The following is a 19,429-nucleotide window of genomic DNA, read 5'->3' on the forward strand; positions in this document are numbered from 1 at the left end:
GTCAGTTCCTCTCATCGTTGACAGGTACAGAAGTAACGAAAGCGCGGCCGAGCGCCGCAATCAGGTCGGAGTTCTGACGGAGGGACACCGCTGCGGTCAGAGCGATCCCAGAGGAACCGTGAAAGGTGCCGGCATACATGTGCAGCTCGGTCTGCACGTTGGCGTGAGCGAGGCGACGTGCGTATTCAATGCCCTCGTCGCGGAGCGGGTCGAACTGGTTGACCGTGATGAATGCCGGCGGCAGACCCGTGAGGTCTTCTGCACGTGCCGGTGCGGCGTACGGCGAGACTGGCTCGCCCGTCCCCCCGAGGTAGGCTTCCCAGCTCAGCTGTGCATTCCGGGTATTCCACAGGAGGCCGTCAGCGTAGTCGGTGACCGACGGAGTCGCGATGCGGTCGTCGGTGACGGGAATGTCGAGGAGCTGGAACGCGATCTTCGGCCCGCCTTCGTCGCGCGACCGGAGGGCGAGAGCGGCTGCGAAGGCACCGCCGGCGCTCTGCCCGCCCAGCGCGATTCGCTCGGGATCGATGCCCAGTTCGGTGGCGTGGGCGATGATCCAGTTCAGTGCGGCCAGGCCCTCATCGATGGGGGTAGGGAACGTTGCCTCAGGCGCCAAGCTGTACTGCACGGAGATCCCGATCACGCCCGTTTGCCTGACCGCGGCGTCCAGGAACGGCAGAGACTCCCGCGCGTTGCCGAAGACGAACCCGCCCCCGTGGAACCACAGCAGGACAGGGAGCGCGTTCGCTGCTGACTGCTCCGATGGCTTGACGAGGAACAGGTCGACCGGTGGCGCGTCCTGTTCGGAACCGCCGCTGTGGAGCTCGACCAGCGTGACGCCGCTCTCCGGAGCGAACGGAGGCATTCCTGCCGTTGCCTGCGCAAGCATCGCCCTCGCCGCGTGTATGTCTTCTAAGTCGATCTCCGGGGCGTATGGAACAGTCGCCTGGACTTCTGGATCGTAGGGGTATGACATCTTCGTCCTCTCGCTGGTCTACATTGACGAGCTTTTCGTTGCTCCGCTGAGGCGAAGCAACCAACTTATGGGCAATCTAGCCATTTGATAGACACTATGTCAATACTCGTTCGCCGGGCCATGCGGACCAACGGGTTCCTATCGAGAAAAGGGCACTACGTCGGGCCCCACTGACGCGACGGTAGGGTGGAGGCATGGAGGAGACGCCAGCGAGGACCACGCGACGCAGGCGCGTGCAAGCCTCGCACCGCGAGCTGACTCGCGCACTGTTGACAGACGCCGCCGTCCGTGTGTTCGCGGAGCAGGGATACGTTCAGACCACGGTGGATCAGATCACCGAAGAAGCCGGGACCAGCCGGGGGACGTTCTACCTGCACTTCCACACGAAAGCAGACATCCTGAAGGATCTCCTCCAGCGAGTCGAAGGTGAGTTCGGCGACCCGTACCCCGGACTCGCGCAGGCATTCAAGATCCAGGACCGCGACGCAGTCCGACACTGGATCCTCGATGCGATGCAACGATGGACTGACCTCGAAGGCCTCCTCCGGCCGGTCTACGAAGCTGCGGATTCCGACACCGCAATCCAGCACATGCTTTTCCCCGACAACCTCCCGGACGTCACCGCTCTGTCTCGCGCGCTGCTCGACGCCGACGTCATCAGCGATCCCCAGCGGGCCGATATCTACGCGATCATCTTCTTTCCCCCCCTGCTGCACCTGTTCCGCAAGCATCTCAATGCCGAGTCCTTCGATCACGAACTCGCCGCGCAACTCATGGCCGACGCGTGGATGGACATCGTTGACGGCATTGCCGGGGCCTAATCAACTCGAGCTACTGGTGTTATTGACACCCCGTCTATAGTGATGCTCAAATAGCGGCAGTGCGGCGCCGATTGCGATATCGCAATCGCTGTGGATCGCGCGAACACTGACGCACCAGGGAGAACACCATGACCAGCTTCGACCAACTGCACGGACGAGTCGCCTTCATCACGGGCGCCGGATCGGGCATCGGAGAAGGGCTCGCGCGGTACACCGCACTGCAGGTCGGAATGCATGCGGTGGTCGCGGACGTCGACGAACGCCGCGCTGCTGAGATCGCCTCCGATATCACTGCACAAGGAGGCAAAGCGACCGCGCTGCAAGTCGACGTCTCGAACTGGGATTCTGTCGCTGCCGCAGCCGAACGTGCCCTGGAGTCGCTGGGCGTACCCGCGTTCGTGGCATGCAACGCGGGTATCGAACAGACCGGCCTCGCCTGGGAGACCTCCCCTGCCGACTGGGCGCGAGTCGAGGCCGTGAACGTAAACGGCGCCTTCTACACAATGCGGGCATTCACCCCGGCGATGATCGAGAACGGCGCAAGCGGGCACATCCTGTTCACCTCGTCCATCGGCGGGATCTCGATCGGCGCGTCACAGGCCTCGTACACCGTCAGCAAGCACGCGGTACGCGTGCTTGCACAGTCGTTGCAGGCCGACCTCGATTCAATCTCCTCCCCGCTGCAGGTCTCGATCCTGCTGCCGGGCCCGGTGCGCACCCGGATCTTCGTGGATGCTCTCAGCACCGGCGACGTGGCGGCGGAAGCCTTCCGGGAGCGGCTGGCGACGCTGCTCGCTGAGGAAGGGCTCACCGCGGATGAGGTCGCAGAGCTCACCTTGAAGGCGATCGCTCAGGGCCGCAGATGGATATACCCTCACCCGACTCAGGCGCGCGACGTTCTCACCGCACACACCGCAGAGCTCCTGGCAGGCGTGAATTCGTAGCAGCTTCGAGGGGTGCAATCCAGTAGTCGCGCAGCGGCCAACTGGACTGCACCCCTCGGCCGTTCGGCGAGCGCACCCAATTCACTATTGACACTGCGTTCATATGATCACTACGTTGTCAACACCGGGGTGATCCTGCAGTTGCACAGACAGACGGAAGTCTGACCAGACCTCCATATCTGTGGACCGCGGAGGCCGAAGGGAGGCAACGATGCCGCCCCGGCGAACTCACTCCCCCGTTGAGGAACCGTCAACATCCAACCGAGCGGCATCGCCGCACTGTGACAAAGGAGTCACCTTGAACACTTCTCGCGGAATCACCGCAGTGGAGAAACCCGCTGGACGAGGTCGCTGGTACGCCGGGCTCGTCTTTCTGATCGTGCTCACGGAGCAGACAGGACTGGGCTTCCTGCTCGTCTCCCCCGCGCTGCCGCAGTTTGCGGTCAAGTACGAAACGACACAGATCGGCTGGTCCCTCACCATCTTCAGCCTCGTCGGCGCGATCGCTACGCCGATCGTCGGCAAGCTCGGTGATCGCTTCGGCAAGAAACGGGTGCTGCTGATCACGGCCGCGATCGCTCTTGTGGGAGCAGTCGTCTCTGCCATCGCACCCACCTGGACGATCCTGCTCATCGGACGGGCTCTGTCCGCGGTCAGCATCGCTTTCCTCCCCATCTCCATCGCGCTTATCCGTGACGTGTTTCCGAACCACATGCGGAGCATCGGGATTGCCCTCACCAGCAATGGAATCGGCGCCGTCGCGGTCATCGGTCCGTTCATCGCGGGACTGCTCATCGACAACTTCGGCGTCAGCTCGGTCTTCTGGTTCCTGGCTGCCATCGGGGTCGTCGGATCGGTGGGCGTGATCGCTCTCATCCCCGAGACTTCGGTGCGAAACCCCGCCCGGATCGACCTCCTCGGGGCCGTTTGGCTTGCCGCCGGTCTCCTCCTGCTCATGCTGGGCGTCACGGAGGTGCAAGGCTGGGGCTGGACCGACATCCGGAGCATCGGCACGATCGGTGGAGGACTCGCCCTCCTGATCGCCTGGTCGTTCTACGAAGGACGAGTGCGGGAGCCGTTCATCAATACCAAGCTCCTCGCGACTCGCCCACTCCTCACCGTGATCCTCGTCTACTCGTTCTCCCAGGCATCCGGCACGGTCACGGCTTCCTATCTGCCCACTTTCCTCCAGACCTCGCGCGAGCTCACCGGTGGCTCTTACGGTTTTGGCATCGATGTGACCACTCTCGCGTTCTACATGGCCCCGTACGCGATACTCATCGTCGCGGTCGGCTTCGCGGTGGGTTTCGCGATGAAGCGCACCGGCCCATGGATCTTCCTGACCGTAGGACCGTTGTTCAGCTTGGCTGGCGCTCTCGTTCTCGCTTTCGGGCGATCCGAGGCATGGATGTCCATGCTCGGTTACGGACTCTTCGGCATCCAGGCGATGGCCTGGGGCGCCGCTGGATACCAGCTCATGGCGTCGTCCCCGATGAAGGTTCGTGCGGCAACCGCCGGCATGATGGGGGCCATCTCCGGAGTGGTCGTCGCGCTCTCCACGCAGATCGCTGGAGCAGCCATGAATAGCTTCGGCGTCGAGATCATCGAGGGAGTCCCCGTCTACACCACCGCTGGAGTGGTGTCGGTGTTCCTGATCAGCGCAACCCTGAGCCTCGCCGCCTTCGTATGCGCCCTCTTCGCACCGCGACGACTACCGGTCGACGAGGTCGAAGCGGACGAACTCGCACTGGTCGATGCTCCGGTTGACGCCTTGGAGGCAGAGCTGGAACGCAGCTGACCGATCACAGCCTCACGCACCGTGGTGGGTGGCGATTAGATTCGCTGCCCACCACGGTGCGTGAGCGCTACGGTCAGAAGGAGTCCATCTCGCACCACGACTCCCAACGGGAGAACGAACTGTGTCGGTTCGAGGTAAATCTTTTGGTGGACCTAAGGGGATTCGAACCCCTGACCTCCTCGATGCGAACGAGGCGCGCTACCAACTGCGCCATAGGCCCATGAACCTCAGCTAGATTATCACGCTCGAAAGGCGTGCTGCGCCGAGGAACGGGTCATCCGGCAGCACGACGCTCAAGCAGATGCCGAACGTGATCTTCGATCTCCGCGTCATCGACGAAACCCATCCGGGAGTACGGCGAGTTGCTCTCTGCAACAGCCGGCGCGGGAGATGCCACGGGGATTGCCACCGGTTCCGGTGGAGCCATCTGCGCCGCACGGGCACGGAGCTCGGCGACGCGGGCCGCACGGCGCAGCTCCTGCTGCTCCTCGATCTCCGCGCGAGCGTTCTGCGCCAGCGAACCGCTCACCGTCGCCATGGGTGCGGGCAGCGGACGAGGCGTCCACGACGTCGCACGACCCTGATCGTGCAGCGGAGGAGACACTCGCGACGTCTTCTCTTCGACGCTGTGGACAACAGGTCGGCGTGCGGCACGGTTCGCAACAGAGGCCATCTTCTGCAGCGTTGCGGCGGCGATGAGCGCCAGCGCGCCTCCGATCCAGATCATGAGCTGCGCACCGCTGACGACCAGCTGCCATACGCCGAATGCCGCTACCGCGAGCCCTGCTACCAGCATGACTGTCGCCGTGACGCGAACGCGGCGCCTCACCCTGGCCTGACGGACCACAGGGTCAGCGCGAGTCGCTGCCAATTCGGCGCGAAGAGTCTCGAGTTCTGCGGATTCCCTCTCGGCCTGCAAACGCTTGGCGAGCCTCTGCTGGGCGTGTGCGGTGCGGGCGTTGAGTTCGAGTCGGACCTCATCAGGAGTCTCACTCGTCTCGGCGAGAACACGCAGCGCCTGGTTCAAGCGCACGGCGTTTCGCTCCGCGGCGTTGTACTGATAGCGGCCACGCCAAGACGGCAGCAGGTACAGCATCCACAGCAGTACCGCGACGAGGACGATCACGCCCCCACTCAGCACCGGCCCATTCATAGCCTCAACGGTATGCGACAGCACGGCTCGCGCGCCTCAGTCGTGACGCGTGTCGCTCCCTGACTGTGCAGAAATTCAGATCGAAAGGCGGTCGGATGGGGGGATGGCGGCGGCATCCTGCGGTGCACGTCCGCTCACCCAGCGCGCCAGTACGCCCTCGGGCGCGTCCTCACGCGTCAACGCGAACGCGTAGTGATCGCGCCAATCGCCGTCGATGTGAATGAATCGTCGCCGGTACCCCTCGTAACGGAATCCGAGCTTCTGCACCACGCGGAGACTTGCCGCGTTCTCAGGACGGATGCAGATCTCCATCCTGTGCAGCCCATACTCGGTGAAGCAGGCATCTGTGGCCATCGCTACCGCTGCCGGAGTTATCCCCAACCCCGCGAAGCGCTCGCTGACCCAGTATCCGATGGTCGCTGAGTTGAGCGAGCCTCTGGCGACGCCCCACACGTTGAGCTGCCCGGCGATCTGGCCGTCGTGCAGCATCACGAAGGGGTAGCCGCCCCCATCACGGTACTGCTGCAGCAGGCGACGAATACTCAGTCGCATATCGAAAGAAGCGATCCCGCCAGGGATCGTGGCTTCCCAGCGCTGCAACCACGACCGATTGGCGAGCAGCTCCTGCTGCAGCACCCGTGCGTCTCTGGTCCGGATGAGCCTCAGCTCAACCGGTCCATGACGGTGCCCTTGCAGCAGGTCCATCGATTCCTCACAGCCGGGCGGCCTACAGGCTCGCGGCGAAGTCCTTCAGCCACGGACGCAGATCGCTGCCGAGGTCGTCGCGATCGGTGGCGAGCTGAACGATCGCCTTGATGTAGTCGACCCGGTCCCCGGTGTCATAGCGCCGACCGCGGAAGATTACGCCGGTCACGCCCGGGCCATCGGACTCGGCTGCGAGCTCCTGCAGCGCGTCCGTCAGCTGGATCTCGCCGCCCTTGCCGGGCTCGGTGCGCTCGAGGATCGGGAAGACCGAAGCGGGCAGCACATAGCGTCCGATGATCGCGAGATTGGAGGGAGCGTCTTCCTGCGCAGGCTTCTCGACGAGGCCCGTGACTCGCACGATGTCGTCATCATCGGTCGCCTCGATCGCCGCGGCGCCGTAGAGGTGGATCTGCGAGGGGTCGACTTCCATGAGCGCGACCACTGTCGCGCCGGTGCGCTCGTGCTCGGCCATCATCGTCGTGATCAGCGGGTCGCGCTCATCGATCAGGTCATCACCGAGCATGACGACGAAGGGGCTGTCGCCGACGTGTGCCTTTGCACGCAGCACTGCGTGTCCGAGGCCCTTCGGCTCCCCCTGACGGAGGTAGTGGATGTCTGCGAGGTCGCTCGACTTCATCACTCGCTCAAGGCGCTTCATGTCGCCTTTCTCAGTGAGCTTCACTTCGAGCTCTGGCACCGAGTCGAAGTGGTTGGAGATCATGTTCTTGTTGCGGCCGATGATCACGAGAATGTCGTCGATGCCTGCCGCTGCCGCCTCTTCTACGACGTACTGAATCGCCGGCTTGTCGACAACGGGCAGCATCTCCTTGGGCATGGCCTTCGTCGCGGGAAGGAACCTCGTGCCGAGCCCCGCCGCTGGAATGACTGCTTTCATCGAGTGCTTTCCCATGCGGCCAGCATAGTGCGCCGTCTCGACGGTGCTGCCACGTAGAATCGCCGTATGTCGGATGAGGTCATACGGGCCAAGCGCGCATTGCGTAGCGAGCTCCGTGACCGCCGACTCGCACTCTCGGCGCACGAGCGTGGCGCCGCGGCATCCGGTCTTACTGCACAGCTCGATGCGCTCGTTGCCGCCCGCGGCGCGCGGACCATCTCGTGTTTCGTGTCGACGCCCACCGAACCCGGCACGCGCTCCTTCATCGCGGGCGCGGTGCGCCGCGGCATCCGCGTTCTTCTTCCGATCACGCGCACAGACGGGCTTCTCGACTGGGCGGTCGCTGACGAAGCCGGTGACTTCAGAGAAGGCCGGTTCGGACTGTCAGAGCCGAGCGGTGAACCGCTCGACCCGACCGCTCTCGAGAACGTCGACCTCATGATCATCCCGGCGGCTGCAGTGGATACTCGCGGCACCCGCCTCGGTTGGGGCCGCGGCTACTTCGACAAGACCATCGCATCGATGAGTGCCGCTCCGCCCGTCTACGCCGTGACCTTCGATTCCGAAGTCCTCGAGTCCCTTCCCCGCGAGCTGCACGATCAGCCGATAACCGGCATCGTCACTCCTGTTCGCACCATCCACCTGTCGCCCGCGCGACACTGAACCACTGAGATCACGATGCCTACCTATGCCTATGCCTGCACCTCGTGCGACCACGCCTTCGACGCCGTCCAGTCCTTTTCCGATGACGCGCTGACCACCTGCCCCGAGTGCGGCGGCACGCTACGCAAGCAGTACGGATCGATCGGGGTGACCTTCAACGGCTCGGGATTCTATCGGACCGATTCGCGGAGTGGCGCTGGGAATGCGAACAGTTCCTCGGCATCATCGAAGACGGACAAGTCGACGGGCACTAACCCAGCGCCTGCGGCTGCTCCGGCCTCTACCTGAGGCCTGACACGACCTGGGGGTACCCAATGTTCAAGGGTTTCAAAGAATTCATCGCACAGGGCAACGTCATCGATCTGGCTGTCGCCGTGGTCATCGGCGGAGCCTTCACGGCAATCGTCAACGCAGTCGTCTCCAGCGTCATCAACCCGATTGTGGCGCTTTTCTTCGAAGCGGATGCTGCCGGCAATTTCGGTCCGACGCTGACGAACATCTATGGCAACCCGGTGACTTTCCCGCTGGGTGACCTGATCTCGGCGATCATCAGCTTCATCGCTGTCGCACTCGTGGTGTACTTCGTGTTCGTCCTGCCGATGAACAGGTACAAGGAGCGTCTGGCGGCGAAGAACCCAGCCGTCGAAGAGGAGACCCTGCCGAGCGAGCAGGATCTGCTCATCGAGATCCGCGACCTGCTGCGCAAGAACGCAGGCACAGGCGCCTGAGTTCGCCCAGCTGAAACGCCGAGAGGGCGGTTCGCGCGGAATTCCGCGCCGACCGCCCTCTTTCGCTGTGCGCCTCAGTAGTGCGGTGGAACGTCACGGAACAGCTCATCGTCGTTGGGGCCCTTCGCGCCGTGCGGCGTCCGGCGTTCGCTCTTCGGCGGCACCTCCGGCGAGGGATCGGTCCCCGCAACAGGCGTCAGCCGGGCACGGCGGCTTCCCGCAACCCGGACGATCTTCTGCCGTTCGGGTTGCGTGTCGCCTTGCTCAGACATCTGGCAGGTCGATCGGCTGCGTGTCGGTTTCGGCGCGCACCGCATCGGGCGCGATGCCGAGAACGGCCGCAATGCGGGATGCCGCGGTCACCGGATCGCTGTACAGGTCGAAAGCATGCACTCGCACATAGTGCCAGCCCAGGCGGCGCAGCGCGTGCGGACGCAGTCGCAGCGACTCACGCAGCGACTCCCCCAGCGTTTCGGAATCGGATTCGATGACGACGGCCTTGCCGTCGTACTGAGCTACCAGCGGGAGCAGCCCGCGATAATCGACATCGACGGATGCTCCGAGCCGGCGAAGCTCTCTGGCCAGAGCCAGCGTCAGCGGGTCGGCGAGGTCTTCCAGACGGGACTCACGCCCACGGGAGGCGAGGCCGCCGAGAATCGACATGAGAGTGGATGCGCCGTGCGCGAGCCGTCCGTCATCGAAGGACGAAGGGCGGATGGAGGACACGATCACCATCGATCGGCGCGCACGGGTCATGCCGACTGTGAGCAGCCGTTCACCATCAGGCGTGGAGAGGTCTCCGAAATCACTGAGCACCCTGCCGTGCTTGGTCAGGCCGTATCCGAGCGAGAAGATCACCCGATCGCGGCTCTCAGCGGCTGACTCTTCCAGGGTGAGCACGGCGAACGGCTCTGCAGTGTCGCGGCCGACGAAGTCGGCGACATCCGATCGTCCGGCGAAGGCTGTCGTCACCGCGGCGCGCACGCGCTCCGCGTGACGCGCGCTGGCCGTGATCACCATGAGCGACTCGGAGGGGCGGTGCACGGCGTGCTCGACCACGAGCGTCACTACACGGGCGACTTCGGCATCCGGGCTCTCCACCGCTCCCGAGATCGGGTTCGGTGCGCCCACTCCGCCCTCGACATAGTCGACGGTGAGGCTGCCGCGTCCGAGGTAGGAACCAGCCCACGGCAGAGAGACGATCTCGCCGCCATAGAACGCGTCGTTGATGAGCTCGGCGAGATCCTCGCCACCGGCGCGATAGCTGCGCGTGAGCGTCATGACCGGCAGCAGCTCCGCGAGGCGCTCGAAGACCGAGACATCGTCGAAGGGGACTTCGTTCTCCCAGTCCTCTCCGGCGTCGACTGCCAGATCGAACGGCGTTGGGCGCTGCGTGACGGGATCGCCGAAAGCGATGACCTGACGCGCGCGCCGGATGGCCGGGGCCGCTTCGGCGAGGTTGATCGCGGCGGCATCTGCCAGGAGCACGGTGTCGAACTCGACCGAGTCCGGGATCTCGGGGACCAGATACGGCGAGGCGATCCATGCCGGCGCGAGGACATTCATGAGAGTCGGTGCCGCCGACACGATCTCGGCGGTCGTCGGAGTGCCCTGCGTGAGCGCACGGCGGAGGTTCTGCGACTCGGTCGGTTCGTCGACGATCGCGATACGCCACTGGTTGGCGAGCTGCCACGAGAGCAGAGGTCCGGCCATCGACGCGTGCGCCTCATCGACGAGACGAAAATCACGCTCGAGACGATCGACCACTGCGGTGTTGGCACCGAGCAGCGCGCGGTCATCCTGCAGCACCCGCTCGAGCAGCGACTGCCACCAGGCGAACTCCAGCTCATCGGCGACTTCGTCATCTGAGACGTGCCGCACCGACAGTTCTGCCAGCAGCGGCTCAAGGCCGAGGGTGGCCAGCTTGTCGCGGATCGTGGCGCGCTCGACGAGGTTGTCGAAGACGTCGGACTGCGCAGCGAGCCCTGCAAGAGTGCGCACGAGCCGCTCTACCTGCAGAGTCGCCAGCGGCTCCCGACGGCCAAGCGCGGCGTCCAGCTCGGAAAGCTCCGCGGTCACGCGCTCCCACGACGCGTACACGTCACCGAGCCCGAGCGGAATCTCGGGTGCAACGCCGGCGTCGACGAAGCGCTGCCACTGCGTGCGCTGCTGCTGGATGCGCAGCAGCGCCTCGTGCATCTCTGTGATGTGGACGCCTGGACGCACGTACTCCTTGGCGAGCTTGCGCAGCCTGCGGCGGTTCGCGCCCGACATGGTGGGGGCGTCGCGGCGCGATCCGTGCGCCTGGATCAGCTCGCCCAGCGGACGCTCGAAGACGGTCGGGCTGAAGCGGTCCAGCGAGTCGCGAATTCCCTCGAGCAGACGCAGGTACTCGCCGAGCTCGTCGATCGTGGCGAACGGACGCATCCGCGTCTGCGAGATCAGCGCGTAGCCACGTTCGAGAACGTCAGGAACATCCGTGGCGTGCAGCCTGCCGGCGAGTTCGTGGGCCGCACGAGCATCCTGGGTGCTGCGGAAGTTCACGCCGTACCAGGGCGAATCATCCGGGCCGAAGCGGAACTCGCCCAGTCGCGCCGCCTGCACCAGCGCTGCGGCAGCATCTGCGCGGCCACCGGCGAGCCTGCGTAACGTGTCGGCGTTCAGTCGCGCGGTGGTCGACGGCGGGGTGGGAAGAGATGCGAGACGAGTCAGGTGTCGCGTCGCGTCGAGGATCGTGGCATCCAGCCCATCGATCGGAGTCGAGAGCGCCTTGCGGTAGTCGAGCAGCACGTTGCGCAGGCGCACGAGAGCGTCGTCGACGTCGCCAGCCTTCGGGGCGGTGGCCTTCTCGTTGCGGCCGATGGCGCGCACGAGATCACGACGGATGCTGCCTGGTGAGACCGCGAGGCTGTCGAGCCCGATGCCGCTCAGGCGATGGCGGACGCCATCGAGCGTGGAGCGCCTGGCCGAGACGACGAGCACCCGCTTGCCCGCGCGGACCAACTCGCCCAGAGCGTTGATCACGGTCTGGGTGCCACCGGTGCCCGGGAGCGTCGCGACAACCAGCGAGTGCCCGGCAGAGATGCGGCTGAGCACGGACTCCTGCTCAGCATCGGCATCGAGCAGCAGCGTGTCCGATGCGGGAGCACGCTCATCAGGGCTGGTGACATGCGGCTGCGGTCGCGGCGCGGTGACCTGTTCGCGGTCATCGACGTGACCTGCGAGCGCATTGAGCAGCTGATGATCCAGCGTGCGGCTGTCGCGCGACATGTTTGCGCCCACGTCAGCGAACGTCGAAACCACCAGACGCGGCAGCACGGTGAAGGTATCGATCGACTGGGTCGCCGCTCGCAGTCGGTCGATCACGGGCTGAGGCTTGAAGATTCCCCCGTCATAGGCGAGGGATGCCAGTGCTTCTGCGTCGATCGTGATGCCGAAGTGCTCGCGTGCGATTCGGACGAGCGCGGGGTTGACCACGAAGGCGCCCTGCAGCTTCAGCTCGTAGTCGGTGTGGTGCCGACGGATCGCCAGCGGACGGAGGAGAACCGGAGCTGCGAAGTCAGCGCCGCCGATGCGCCATCCGGCGATGCCGACGGAGAGATGCACGGCGTCGATGCCGCGGACGGTGCGAAGCTCGGTGTTCTTCGCGGTGATGCGTTCGGCCGCCAGGCGCGCAGTGCGCAGTCCGACCTCGTCACGGAACAGGTTCGACAGCAGCGTCGACTTTCCGGTGATGAACTGCGGCAGGCTCCCGGGGTGAGCCTTGGAGATGTCGATGCCGCCTTCGACGGTGTCACGGTACGTGGTCAGGGGGGACTGTCCACCCAGGTCAGCTGCCTCTGCCCGCAGACGCGTGCGCTCGGCGTCGGCGATATGCGCGACCGCGACGGCGGTCGCGTCGTCTGATTGATCGCCGATCGTCATCGCGGCATCCGCTGCCGCGGCGCTCGCGGCCTTGTCTTCACGTCGCCACACATACGACAGACTAAGCTCCACACCGCCGCAGACCCTGTATCCTGGGCGGGTTTCACCGGAATGAACCACTTTTCCTCCACCACTGGAGTGGATCGACCGCTTCTCCCCCACTCGCGCGATATCGAGGTTCTCGTGTCTTCCGCAGGGTTCAAGATGGGGTCATGACCTTCCGCTATGACTTCGCCCCCACCCCTTTCGGGGATGCACTGGTGGTCTTCTCCGACGAGGGGATCGTCAACTTCGACCTGTCGGAGTCATCCGACCCATCGGTTCCGTGGCTGCTCGAGAGCATCTCGACGCGGTTGCACGAGCCCCCCGTACCCGACCCGGGTGCCGCAGACGAGCTGGCTCACCTGCTCGACGGCTATTTTGCCGGCAAGCCCGTGCGCTTCGACGAGCACGTGCGGCTCGACTGGCGACTGACCAAGGGGTTCCATCGAGACGCTCTCGAGCAGATCACGAAGATCGGCTGGGGCGAGACCGCCAGCTACGGAGAGATCGCGGTTCTCGCCGGTCGTGCCGGAGCCGCGCGGGCCGTCGGCACCGCATGTCGACTCACTCCGTTCTCGATCATCGTGCCGGTGCACCGCGTGGTCCGGGCAGACGGCACGGTCGGTCAGTACGGCGCACATCCCGAATACAAGCGGTACCTCCTCGACCTCGAGAAGAACTAGACGGCGCGAACCCCCGACCGAGTGCGGCCGAGGATTCGCGCTAGCAGCGAGCTGCGTCGACGGCCGTCAGTGCTCGGTCGCCTTCTCCGCACCGAATCCGGTCAGCGAACGCACCTCCATCTCTGCTGCCAGCTGACGGGACTCTGCCGTGCGACTGGTGATCGTACCGAGCCATCCGAGCAGGAACCCGAGCGGGATCGACACGATTCCAGGGTTGTTCAACGGCCAGATCGCGATGTCGATCGACGGGATCATCGCCGTCTCCGATCCGGAGAACACCGGCGAGAGCACGATGAGGATGATCGCCGAGCCGAGACCGCCGTACATGCTCCACAGCGCGCCCCGGGTGTTGAACCGACGCCAGAACAGCGAGTACAGGATGGTCGGCAGGTTCGCGGATGCGGCGACGGCGAAGGCGAGCGCAACCAGGAATGCGATGTTCTGCCCCTGTGCGCCGATACCACCGACAATCGCCAGGATGCCGATGACGACGACCGTGCGTCTGGCCACCTTCACCTCGGCCTGCGGGTCGGGATCGACTGGTGAACCGTCTGGCTTCTTGCGGCCCTTCTGGATGACATTCGCATAGATGTCATGAGCAAAGGATGCTGCCGCCGTGATGGTGAGACCCGCGACCACCGCGAGGATCGTCGCGAAGGCGACCGCCGAGATGAGCCCGAGCAGCAGCGGCCCGCCGAGGTACTGCGCCAGCAGCGGTGCCGCGGAGTTCACACCGCCGGGCGCCTCCCTGATGACCTCCGGTCCGACCAGCGCGCCCGCGCCGTAACCGAGAACCAGCGTCAGCAGGTAGAAGCCGCCGATCAGCCAGATGGCCCAGACCACCGACCGTCGTGTCTCTTTGGCCGTGGGGACCGTGTAGAACCGCATCAGCACGTGCGGGAGGCCCGCGGTACCGAGGACGAGCGCGAGTCCCAGCGAGACGAAGTCCAACGGGTTGGCGCCGTACTGCAGGCCGGGAGCGAGAACAGCATCGCCCTCGGGAGACGCTGCGACGGCGGCTTCGAGCAGAGTGTTGAGATTGAAGCCGTTGATCGCCAGTACCCAGATCGTCATCACGACGGCACCGGCGATGAGCAGGAACGCCTTCACGATCTGCACCCAGGTGGTGCCCTTCATGCCGCCGACCAGCACGTAGATGATCATCAGGATGCCGACGACGGCGATCACGATCGATTGTCCGATCCGACCATCGATTCCCATGAGCAGTGAGACCAGTCCCCCGGCTCCCGCCATCTGTGCGAGCAGGTAGAAGAAGCACACAGCCAGCGTGGTGATGGCCGCAGCCAATCGCACCGGGCGCTGCTTGAGCCGGAAGGAGAGCACATCGGCCATGGTGAACTTGCCTGTGTTGCGCATGAGTTCGGCGACCAGCAGGAGCGCCACGAGCCACGCGACCAGGAAGCCGATTGAATACAGGAAGCCGTCGTATCCGTTGACGGCGATAGCACCGCAGATACCGAGGAACGACGCCGCAGAGAGGTAATCTCCCGCGATCGCGAATCCGTTCTGCGGACCGGTGAACGAGCGACCAGCCGCGTAATAATCAGCCGCTGTCTTATTGTTGCGGCTTGCGCGAATGACGATGAAGAGCGTGACAGCAACGAAAGCCGCGAATATCGCGATGTTGAGGATCGGGTTGTTCTCGGCTGCAGGCGCCGCAGCCGTCGAGAATGTGGTCACGAATTGAGCGAGACCGAGAAGGAGTCCGACAGTGATGTCACCCCAGACTCGCTGCCCCATGAATTCCGTCGCATAGGCGCCGAGGAGCACATACACGAAGTACCAGATCAGAAATAGCGCGGCCATGGGAAAGATGAACGATCGCTGGGTACGCTTGAGCTTCTGGAATCTCGGGGACTCTTCTACGGCGACGTAGTCGATTCCCCCGTAGCCGCGCGAGTGGTAGGGTCGACGCTACGAAAAGGGGCGACGCCACCGTCACCCCCGAAAGTCAGTACTCGAGGGAGTCCTTACGTTCGCGTTTGATCCGGACGCCGATCTCGTTGCACAAGCCGTGCTCGAGTTGGCTCGGCGCACCCGATTCCCGGTCGCCTTCGGTGGCCTCATCGAAGACGGCGCGGTATCGGTGACGAGCATCACGGGATCCAGAACCCGCAGTCTCGAAGGACTGCAGGTGCGTCCAGAGCGCGGACTCGGCGGGCGAGCCATGACAGAGCTGCGCCCCAGAATGACGACCAACTACGGAGCATCCCGACAGATCACGCACGATTACGACGGCTTCGTCCTCGGCGAAGGACTCCGCACCCTGCTTGCCATCCCGATCGTCGTGGCGGGGCGATCCCGCGGCGTACTGTACGCCGGCGCCTGGCACGAATCCCCTGTCGGCGGCGTGACAACAGCTCCGGCATTGACGGTCGCCGACGCTGTGGCATCCGAATTGCGCATCCACGACGAGGTCGAACGACGGATGCGATCGATGGCCCCTTTTCCGCGTCCGCTCACCCCATCAGCCCGTGAAGAGCTGCGCGAGAGCTTCGCCGAGCTGCGCAGCATCTCGGCTGCGGTTGCCGATGCATCACTGCGAACGCGGCTGGGGCGATTGGAGCAGAAGCTGATTGCAGTAGCTGGTGAGTCGAAGCTCAGCACCACCGGACCGACCACCCACCCTATTCCCGTCGTGCGCCTCTCCCCGCGTGAGATGGATGTTCTCTCTTGCGTGGGGTTGGGTCACACGAATGCCCAAATCGCTGTGCAACTGGGACTGCGAGAGGGAACAGTAAAGGCCTATCTCGGGACAGCAATGTCGAAACTGGATGCATCCACCAGACATGCCGCGGTCGCCCGCGCGCGTCGTGCAGGCATACTTCCCTGAACAACCGGGGTTTCCAGACATATTCAATCGTTAATGCGTATGATTACGGAATGGCCCGACGCATTGTGCACCAGTTGGTTGACGATATCGATGGAACCGTTCTTGGAATCGGCGAGGGAGAGACAGTTTATTTCTCGCTCAACAACACCGCTTACGAAATTGATCTGACGACAGAGAATGCAGACGCATTCCGCGCGGCACTTGAGCCGTACATCGCCGGCGCACGCCGTGCGAGTGCTGCTCCGTCTCGCGGCAGTTCCCCGCGTAAGCGGTCTGCTGGCTCCGCCGAGACAGCTGTGATCCGTGAATGGGCGCAGCATAACGGACATAAAGTCTCGGAGCGTGGCCGCATTCCCGCTGCGATCATCGACGCTTATCGCGCCGCGCACTGAAGTTCGTCACTCTTCTTTCAAGGTCGCCCACGGCTCATCGCCGAGGGCGATCTTGCTTTTCATGTCTGTCAGGAAGCGGATGACGACATCGCGCTCCGCCGTCGACAGGTTCGCCGCCGCGATGAACCGACGCGCGTGCTGTCGCCCGACCGTCTCGACAGCTGACTTCCGAGTCGACGGCGTAATCGCTATTGCGAGCGCTCTGCGGTCAAAAGGATGCGGCGCGCGCGTGATGTGGCCGCCGTGCTCAAGTCGGTCCAGCAGTTTCGTCGTGGAGGCCGTCGAGATCCCGAGATGAGATGCGATCGCTCCTGGGGTGGCGATCGAACCACTGTTCTCGCACGTGATCAGAAAGTGCAGCGCCCGCATATCGGTCTGGTTGAGCTTCATGTAGCGCAGGGAAGCCTCTGAGAGAGCCTGCTCGGCGTCCCGCAGACCGCCGAGCGCACGCATCAGCGAGTTGATCTGCTCCATCTCCGCTGGGGAGAGTGACCCACGATCGACCAGTTCGCCCGTTGGGTCGTTGATGTCCAGCTCATAGATCGCAGATCCGGGAGCGAACGGTTGCGGCTGAAGATCACCGCGGGGGACGTCGGGCATGAAGCTCATGCTAGTCCCATGAATATTTCATGCTAGGTTTTCATCTAGCCAAGCTAGCGAAATGAGGATGACATGCCCGAGAGCACTGAGACCGCCCCGCGCGTGCGGAAGCGCCGTCGGTCCTGGATCCGTGTGCTCATACCCGCACTGCTGGTCCTCGTATGGGTCGCGGGCGCTGGTTTGGGCGGCCCTCTGTTCGGCAAGGTCAGCGAGGTGTCATCGAACGATCAGACCAGCTACCTCCCGTCGTCCGCCGACGCCACCGAGGTTCAGCAGTTACTCGGAGAGTTCAACGACTCGGAGGCGATCCCGGCGATCGTCGTGTTCGTCGGCGACGAGGACCTCACCGAATCCCAGCTCTCGGCCATCGATGACGCGGTCAGTGGCGCAACCGAGGTGGAAGGTGTCGCTGACGAAGTCTCACCGGCGATCCCCTCGGAGGACGGTCTCGCCGTCCAGGCTTTCATCCCGATCTCCAGTGACGCCGAACTCGGCGACGCGGTGTCAGCGCTCGAAGACGAGCTGCGCGCCGCCGCACCAGACGGAGTGACCGTGTACGTCACAGGTCCCGCCGGTTTCTCGGCCGACCTCGTCGCCGGATTCGCGGGCATCGACGGGCTCCTGCTGGGTGTCGCGCTGCTGGCCGTGCTCATCATCCTCATCCTCGTCTACCGCTCGCTGCTCCTGCCGATTGTCGTGCTCTCCACGAGCCTGTTCGCCCTGTGCGTCGCGCTTCTGGTGGTCTGGTGGCTGGCCAAGTGGGAGATTCTGCTGCTGAGCGGTCAGACCCAAGGCATCCTCTTCATCCTCGTCATCGGTGCCGCTACCGACTACTCCCTCCTCTACGTCGCGCGCTTCCGTGAGGAGCTGCGGAGCACGAAGGACAAGGGTGCTGCTGTCCTCGCAGCGTGGAAGGGCTCGGTCGAGCCGATCCTCGCCTCAGGTGGCACGGTCATCGCCGGCCTGATGTGTCTGCTGCTGAGTGACCTGAAGTCCAACAGCACGCTCGGCCCCGTGGCATCAATCGGCATCGTCTTCGCGATGCTCTCGGCGCTCACTCTGCTGCCTGCACTGCTGTTCGCCTTCGGCCGCGCGGCGTTCTGGCCCCGTCGCCCCAAGTTCGAGCCCGAGGTGGTCAGCGCCGAGGACGGCATGGCAACCACCGGCATCTGGGCGAAGGTGGCCCGACTGGTCAAGCGGCGCCCTCGCGTCGTCTGGATCGCCACCACCCTCGTTCTCGTTCTCGGCGCTGCAGGCGTCACCCAGCTCAACGCCAACGGCGTCCCGCAGTCGGACCTCGTGCTCGGCGCGTCGGAGGCCCGTGACGGTCAGGTCGCGCTCGGCGAGCACTTCCCCGGTGGCTCGGGGAGCCCGGTGTACGTCGTCGTGGACGAAGGCTCGTTGCAGGATGCGGCGGACGTGCTGCTCGCCAACGACGGCATCGACTCGGTGGCCGTCACCGCGGCGGACTCGCCCAGTGGCACGGCGGGTGTCACCGAAGACGGGATCAGCGCCTTCGGCCCTCCGGGAACGCCAGCGCCCGACCCGACGGTCGTGGACGGGGAAGTCCTGCTGCAGGGAACGCTCACGGATGCCGCGGACTCCGATGCCGCCGCGTCCACGGTCCGCGACCTACGCGCCGAGCTCACCGACCTCGATGCACGTGTCGGCGGAGTCACCGCCACCGCGGTGGACACGAACGATGCGTCCGTGCACGACCGTAACCTGATCATCCCGATCGTCCTCGTGGTGATCCTGCTGATCCTGATGCTGCTGCTGCGCTCGATCCTCGCGCCCGTGCTGCTGGTTCTCACCACTGTGCTGTCCTTCGGAACGGCAATGGGAGTCTCGGCACTGGTGTTCAACGGGATCTTCGATTTCCCTGGTGCCGACCCTGCCGTGCCGCTGTACGGCTTCGTGTTCCTCGTCGCCCTGGGCATCGACTACAACATCTTCCTGATGACACGAGTCCGCGAGGAATCACTCAAGCACGGTACGCAAGAGGGCGTGCTCCGGGGTCTGTCGGTCACCGGTGGCGTCATCACCTCGGCCGGACTCGTGCTGGCGGCGACGTTCGCCGCGCTCTCGGTGATTCCGATCCTGTTCCTCGCACAATTGGCGTTCATCGTCGCCTTCGGTGTGCTTCTGGACACCTTCGTGGTGCGCTCGCTGCTCGTCCCGGCCCTGTCCTATGACATCGGTCGCACGATCTGGTGGCCATCGAAGCTGGGGCGCGGCAAGCGCTGACGAG

At 64.6% G+C, this 19,429-nt stretch carries 18 protein-coding genes and 1 tRNA gene; 10 read left to right on the forward strand and 9 right to left on the reverse strand.

The window, feature by feature from the left end; genetic code table 11:
- Position 1: 1 nt before the first annotated feature.
- A complete protein-coding gene (locus ACTU6U_RS10535; protein ID WP_443469070.1) occupies positions 2 to 889 on the reverse strand; it encodes an alpha/beta hydrolase in 888 nt (295 codons plus the stop codon).
- Positions 890 to 1,170: 281 nt separating this feature from the next.
- On the opposite strand from ACTU6U_RS10535, the gene ACTU6U_RS10540 reads away from it, so the two are divergent.
- From ACTU6U_RS10540 to ACTU6U_RS10550, 3 genes are all read left to right on the forward strand, one after another.
- Entirely contained in the window at positions 1,171 to 1,797 is a 627-nt protein-coding gene (locus ACTU6U_RS10540) for a TetR/AcrR family transcriptional regulator (protein WP_443469071.1), read from the forward strand.
- A gap of 128 nt (positions 1,798 to 1,925) precedes the next feature.
- Positions 1,926 to 2,741 carry an SDR family oxidoreductase gene (locus ACTU6U_RS10545; protein ID WP_443469072.1) on the forward strand — a complete coding sequence of 272 codons (816 nt, stop codon included), beginning with the start codon at positions 1,926 to 1,928 and terminating at the stop codon, positions 2,739 to 2,741.
- A 298-nt stretch (positions 2,742 to 3,039) separates the two neighbouring features.
- Positions 3,040 to 4,539: an MFS transporter gene (locus ACTU6U_RS10550; protein WP_443469073.1), complete on the forward strand. Its 1,500-nt coding sequence runs from the start codon at positions 3,040 to 3,042 to the stop codon at positions 4,537 to 4,539.
- Between the two features lie 144 nt (positions 4,540 to 4,683).
- Here the strand turns inward: ACTU6U_RS10550 and ACTU6U_RS10555 are convergent.
- The 4 genes from ACTU6U_RS10555 to galU form a co-directional block, all read right to left on the reverse strand.
- Positions 4,684 to 4,759, reverse strand: a tRNA-Ala gene (locus ACTU6U_RS10555).
- A 54-nt stretch (positions 4,760 to 4,813) separates the two neighbouring features.
- On the reverse strand, positions 4,814 to 5,692 hold the full coding sequence (locus ACTU6U_RS10560; RefSeq protein WP_443469074.1) for a hypothetical protein: 879 nt from the start codon (positions 5,690 to 5,692) through the stop codon (positions 4,814 to 4,816).
- A 75-nt stretch (positions 5,693 to 5,767) separates the two neighbouring features.
- Complete coding sequence (locus tag ACTU6U_RS10565) at positions 5,768 to 6,397, reverse strand: GNAT family N-acetyltransferase (RefSeq protein ID WP_443469075.1); 630 nt, start codon at positions 6,395 to 6,397, stop codon at positions 5,768 to 5,770.
- A gap of 22 nt (positions 6,398 to 6,419) precedes the next feature.
- Complete coding sequence (gene galU, locus ACTU6U_RS10570; protein ID WP_443469076.1) at positions 6,420 to 7,307, reverse strand: UTP--glucose-1-phosphate uridylyltransferase GalU; 888 nt, start codon at positions 7,305 to 7,307, stop codon at positions 6,420 to 6,422.
- A gap of 51 nt (positions 7,308 to 7,358) precedes the next feature.
- On the opposite strand from galU, the gene ACTU6U_RS10575 reads away from it, so the two are divergent.
- From ACTU6U_RS10575 to mscL, 3 genes are read left to right on the forward strand one after another with little or no spacing between them, the layout of a single operon-like run.
- Positions 7,359 to 7,955 carry a 5-formyltetrahydrofolate cyclo-ligase gene (locus ACTU6U_RS10575; RefSeq protein WP_443469077.1) on the forward strand — a complete coding sequence of 199 codons (597 nt, stop codon included), beginning with the start codon at positions 7,359 to 7,361 and terminating at the stop codon, positions 7,953 to 7,955.
- 15 nt (positions 7,956 to 7,970) lie between these two features.
- On the forward strand, positions 7,971 to 8,243 hold the full coding sequence (locus ACTU6U_RS10580; RefSeq protein WP_443469078.1) for an FmdB family zinc ribbon protein: 273 nt from the start codon (positions 7,971 to 7,973) through the stop codon (positions 8,241 to 8,243).
- A 26-nt stretch (positions 8,244 to 8,269) separates the two neighbouring features.
- Positions 8,270 to 8,683, forward strand: coding sequence for a large conductance mechanosensitive channel protein MscL (gene mscL, locus ACTU6U_RS10585; protein ID WP_443469079.1), 414 nt, complete (start codon positions 8,270 to 8,272; stop codon positions 8,681 to 8,683).
- Positions 8,684 to 8,757: 74 nt separating this feature from the next.
- Here mscL and ACTU6U_RS10590 read toward each other — a convergent pair whose 3' ends face one another.
- Together ACTU6U_RS10590 and ACTU6U_RS10595 are read right to left on the reverse strand one after the other, a co-directional pair.
- Complete coding sequence (locus tag ACTU6U_RS10590; protein WP_443469080.1) at positions 8,758 to 8,955, reverse strand: hypothetical protein; 198 nt, start codon at positions 8,953 to 8,955, stop codon at positions 8,758 to 8,760.
- Positions 8,948 to 12,607, reverse strand: coding sequence for an AAA family ATPase (locus tag ACTU6U_RS10595; protein ID WP_443469235.1), 3,660 nt, complete (start codon positions 12,605 to 12,607; stop codon positions 8,948 to 8,950). Before ACTU6U_RS10595 ends, ACTU6U_RS10590 begins: the two co-directional genes overlap by 8 nt.
- A gap of 212 nt (positions 12,608 to 12,819) precedes the next feature.
- Here ACTU6U_RS10595 and ACTU6U_RS10600 point away from each other — a divergent pair, with 212 nt between their 5' ends.
- A complete protein-coding gene (locus ACTU6U_RS10600) occupies positions 12,820 to 13,332 on the forward strand; it encodes a methylated-DNA--[protein]-cysteine S-methyltransferase (protein ID WP_443469081.1) in 513 nt (170 codons plus the stop codon).
- Between the two features lie 66 nt (positions 13,333 to 13,398).
- Here ACTU6U_RS10600 and ACTU6U_RS10605 read toward each other — a convergent pair whose 3' ends face one another.
- Complete coding sequence (locus ACTU6U_RS10605; RefSeq protein ID WP_443469236.1) at positions 13,399 to 15,234, reverse strand: monocarboxylic acid transporter; 1,836 nt, start codon at positions 15,232 to 15,234, stop codon at positions 13,399 to 13,401.
- A gap of 133 nt (positions 15,235 to 15,367) precedes the next feature.
- Here ACTU6U_RS10605 and ACTU6U_RS10610 point away from each other — a divergent pair, with 133 nt between their 5' ends.
- Both ACTU6U_RS10610 and ACTU6U_RS10615 read left to right on the forward strand, forming a co-directional pair.
- On the forward strand, positions 15,368 to 16,186 hold the full coding sequence (locus ACTU6U_RS10610) for a LuxR C-terminal-related transcriptional regulator (protein ID WP_443469082.1): 819 nt from the start codon (positions 15,368 to 15,370) through the stop codon (positions 16,184 to 16,186).
- Between the two features lie 50 nt (positions 16,187 to 16,236).
- The gene (locus tag ACTU6U_RS10615) at positions 16,237 to 16,578 is read left to right on the forward strand and encodes a histone-like nucleoid-structuring protein Lsr2 (protein WP_443469083.1); all 342 of its coding nucleotides are present in this window, start codon (positions 16,237 to 16,239) and stop codon (positions 16,576 to 16,578) included.
- Between the two features lie 6 nt (positions 16,579 to 16,584).
- On the opposite strand, the gene ACTU6U_RS10620 is transcribed toward ACTU6U_RS10615, so the two are convergent.
- Positions 16,585 to 17,178 carry a MarR family winged helix-turn-helix transcriptional regulator gene (locus ACTU6U_RS10620; protein ID WP_443469084.1) on the reverse strand — a complete coding sequence of 198 codons (594 nt, stop codon included), beginning with the start codon at positions 17,176 to 17,178 and terminating at the stop codon, positions 16,585 to 16,587.
- Positions 17,179 to 17,250: 72 nt separating this feature from the next.
- Between ACTU6U_RS10620 and ACTU6U_RS10625 the strand changes: the two genes are divergently transcribed.
- A complete protein-coding gene (locus ACTU6U_RS10625) occupies positions 17,251 to 19,425 on the forward strand; it encodes an MMPL family transporter (RefSeq protein WP_443469085.1) in 2,175 nt (724 codons plus the stop codon).
- Positions 19,426 to 19,429: the final 4 nt, after the last annotated feature.

The sequence above is a fragment of the Microbacterium zouquanmingi genome (assembly GCF_052266695.1).
Lineage (GTDB): Bacteria > Actinomycetota > Actinomycetes > Actinomycetales > Microbacteriaceae > Microbacterium.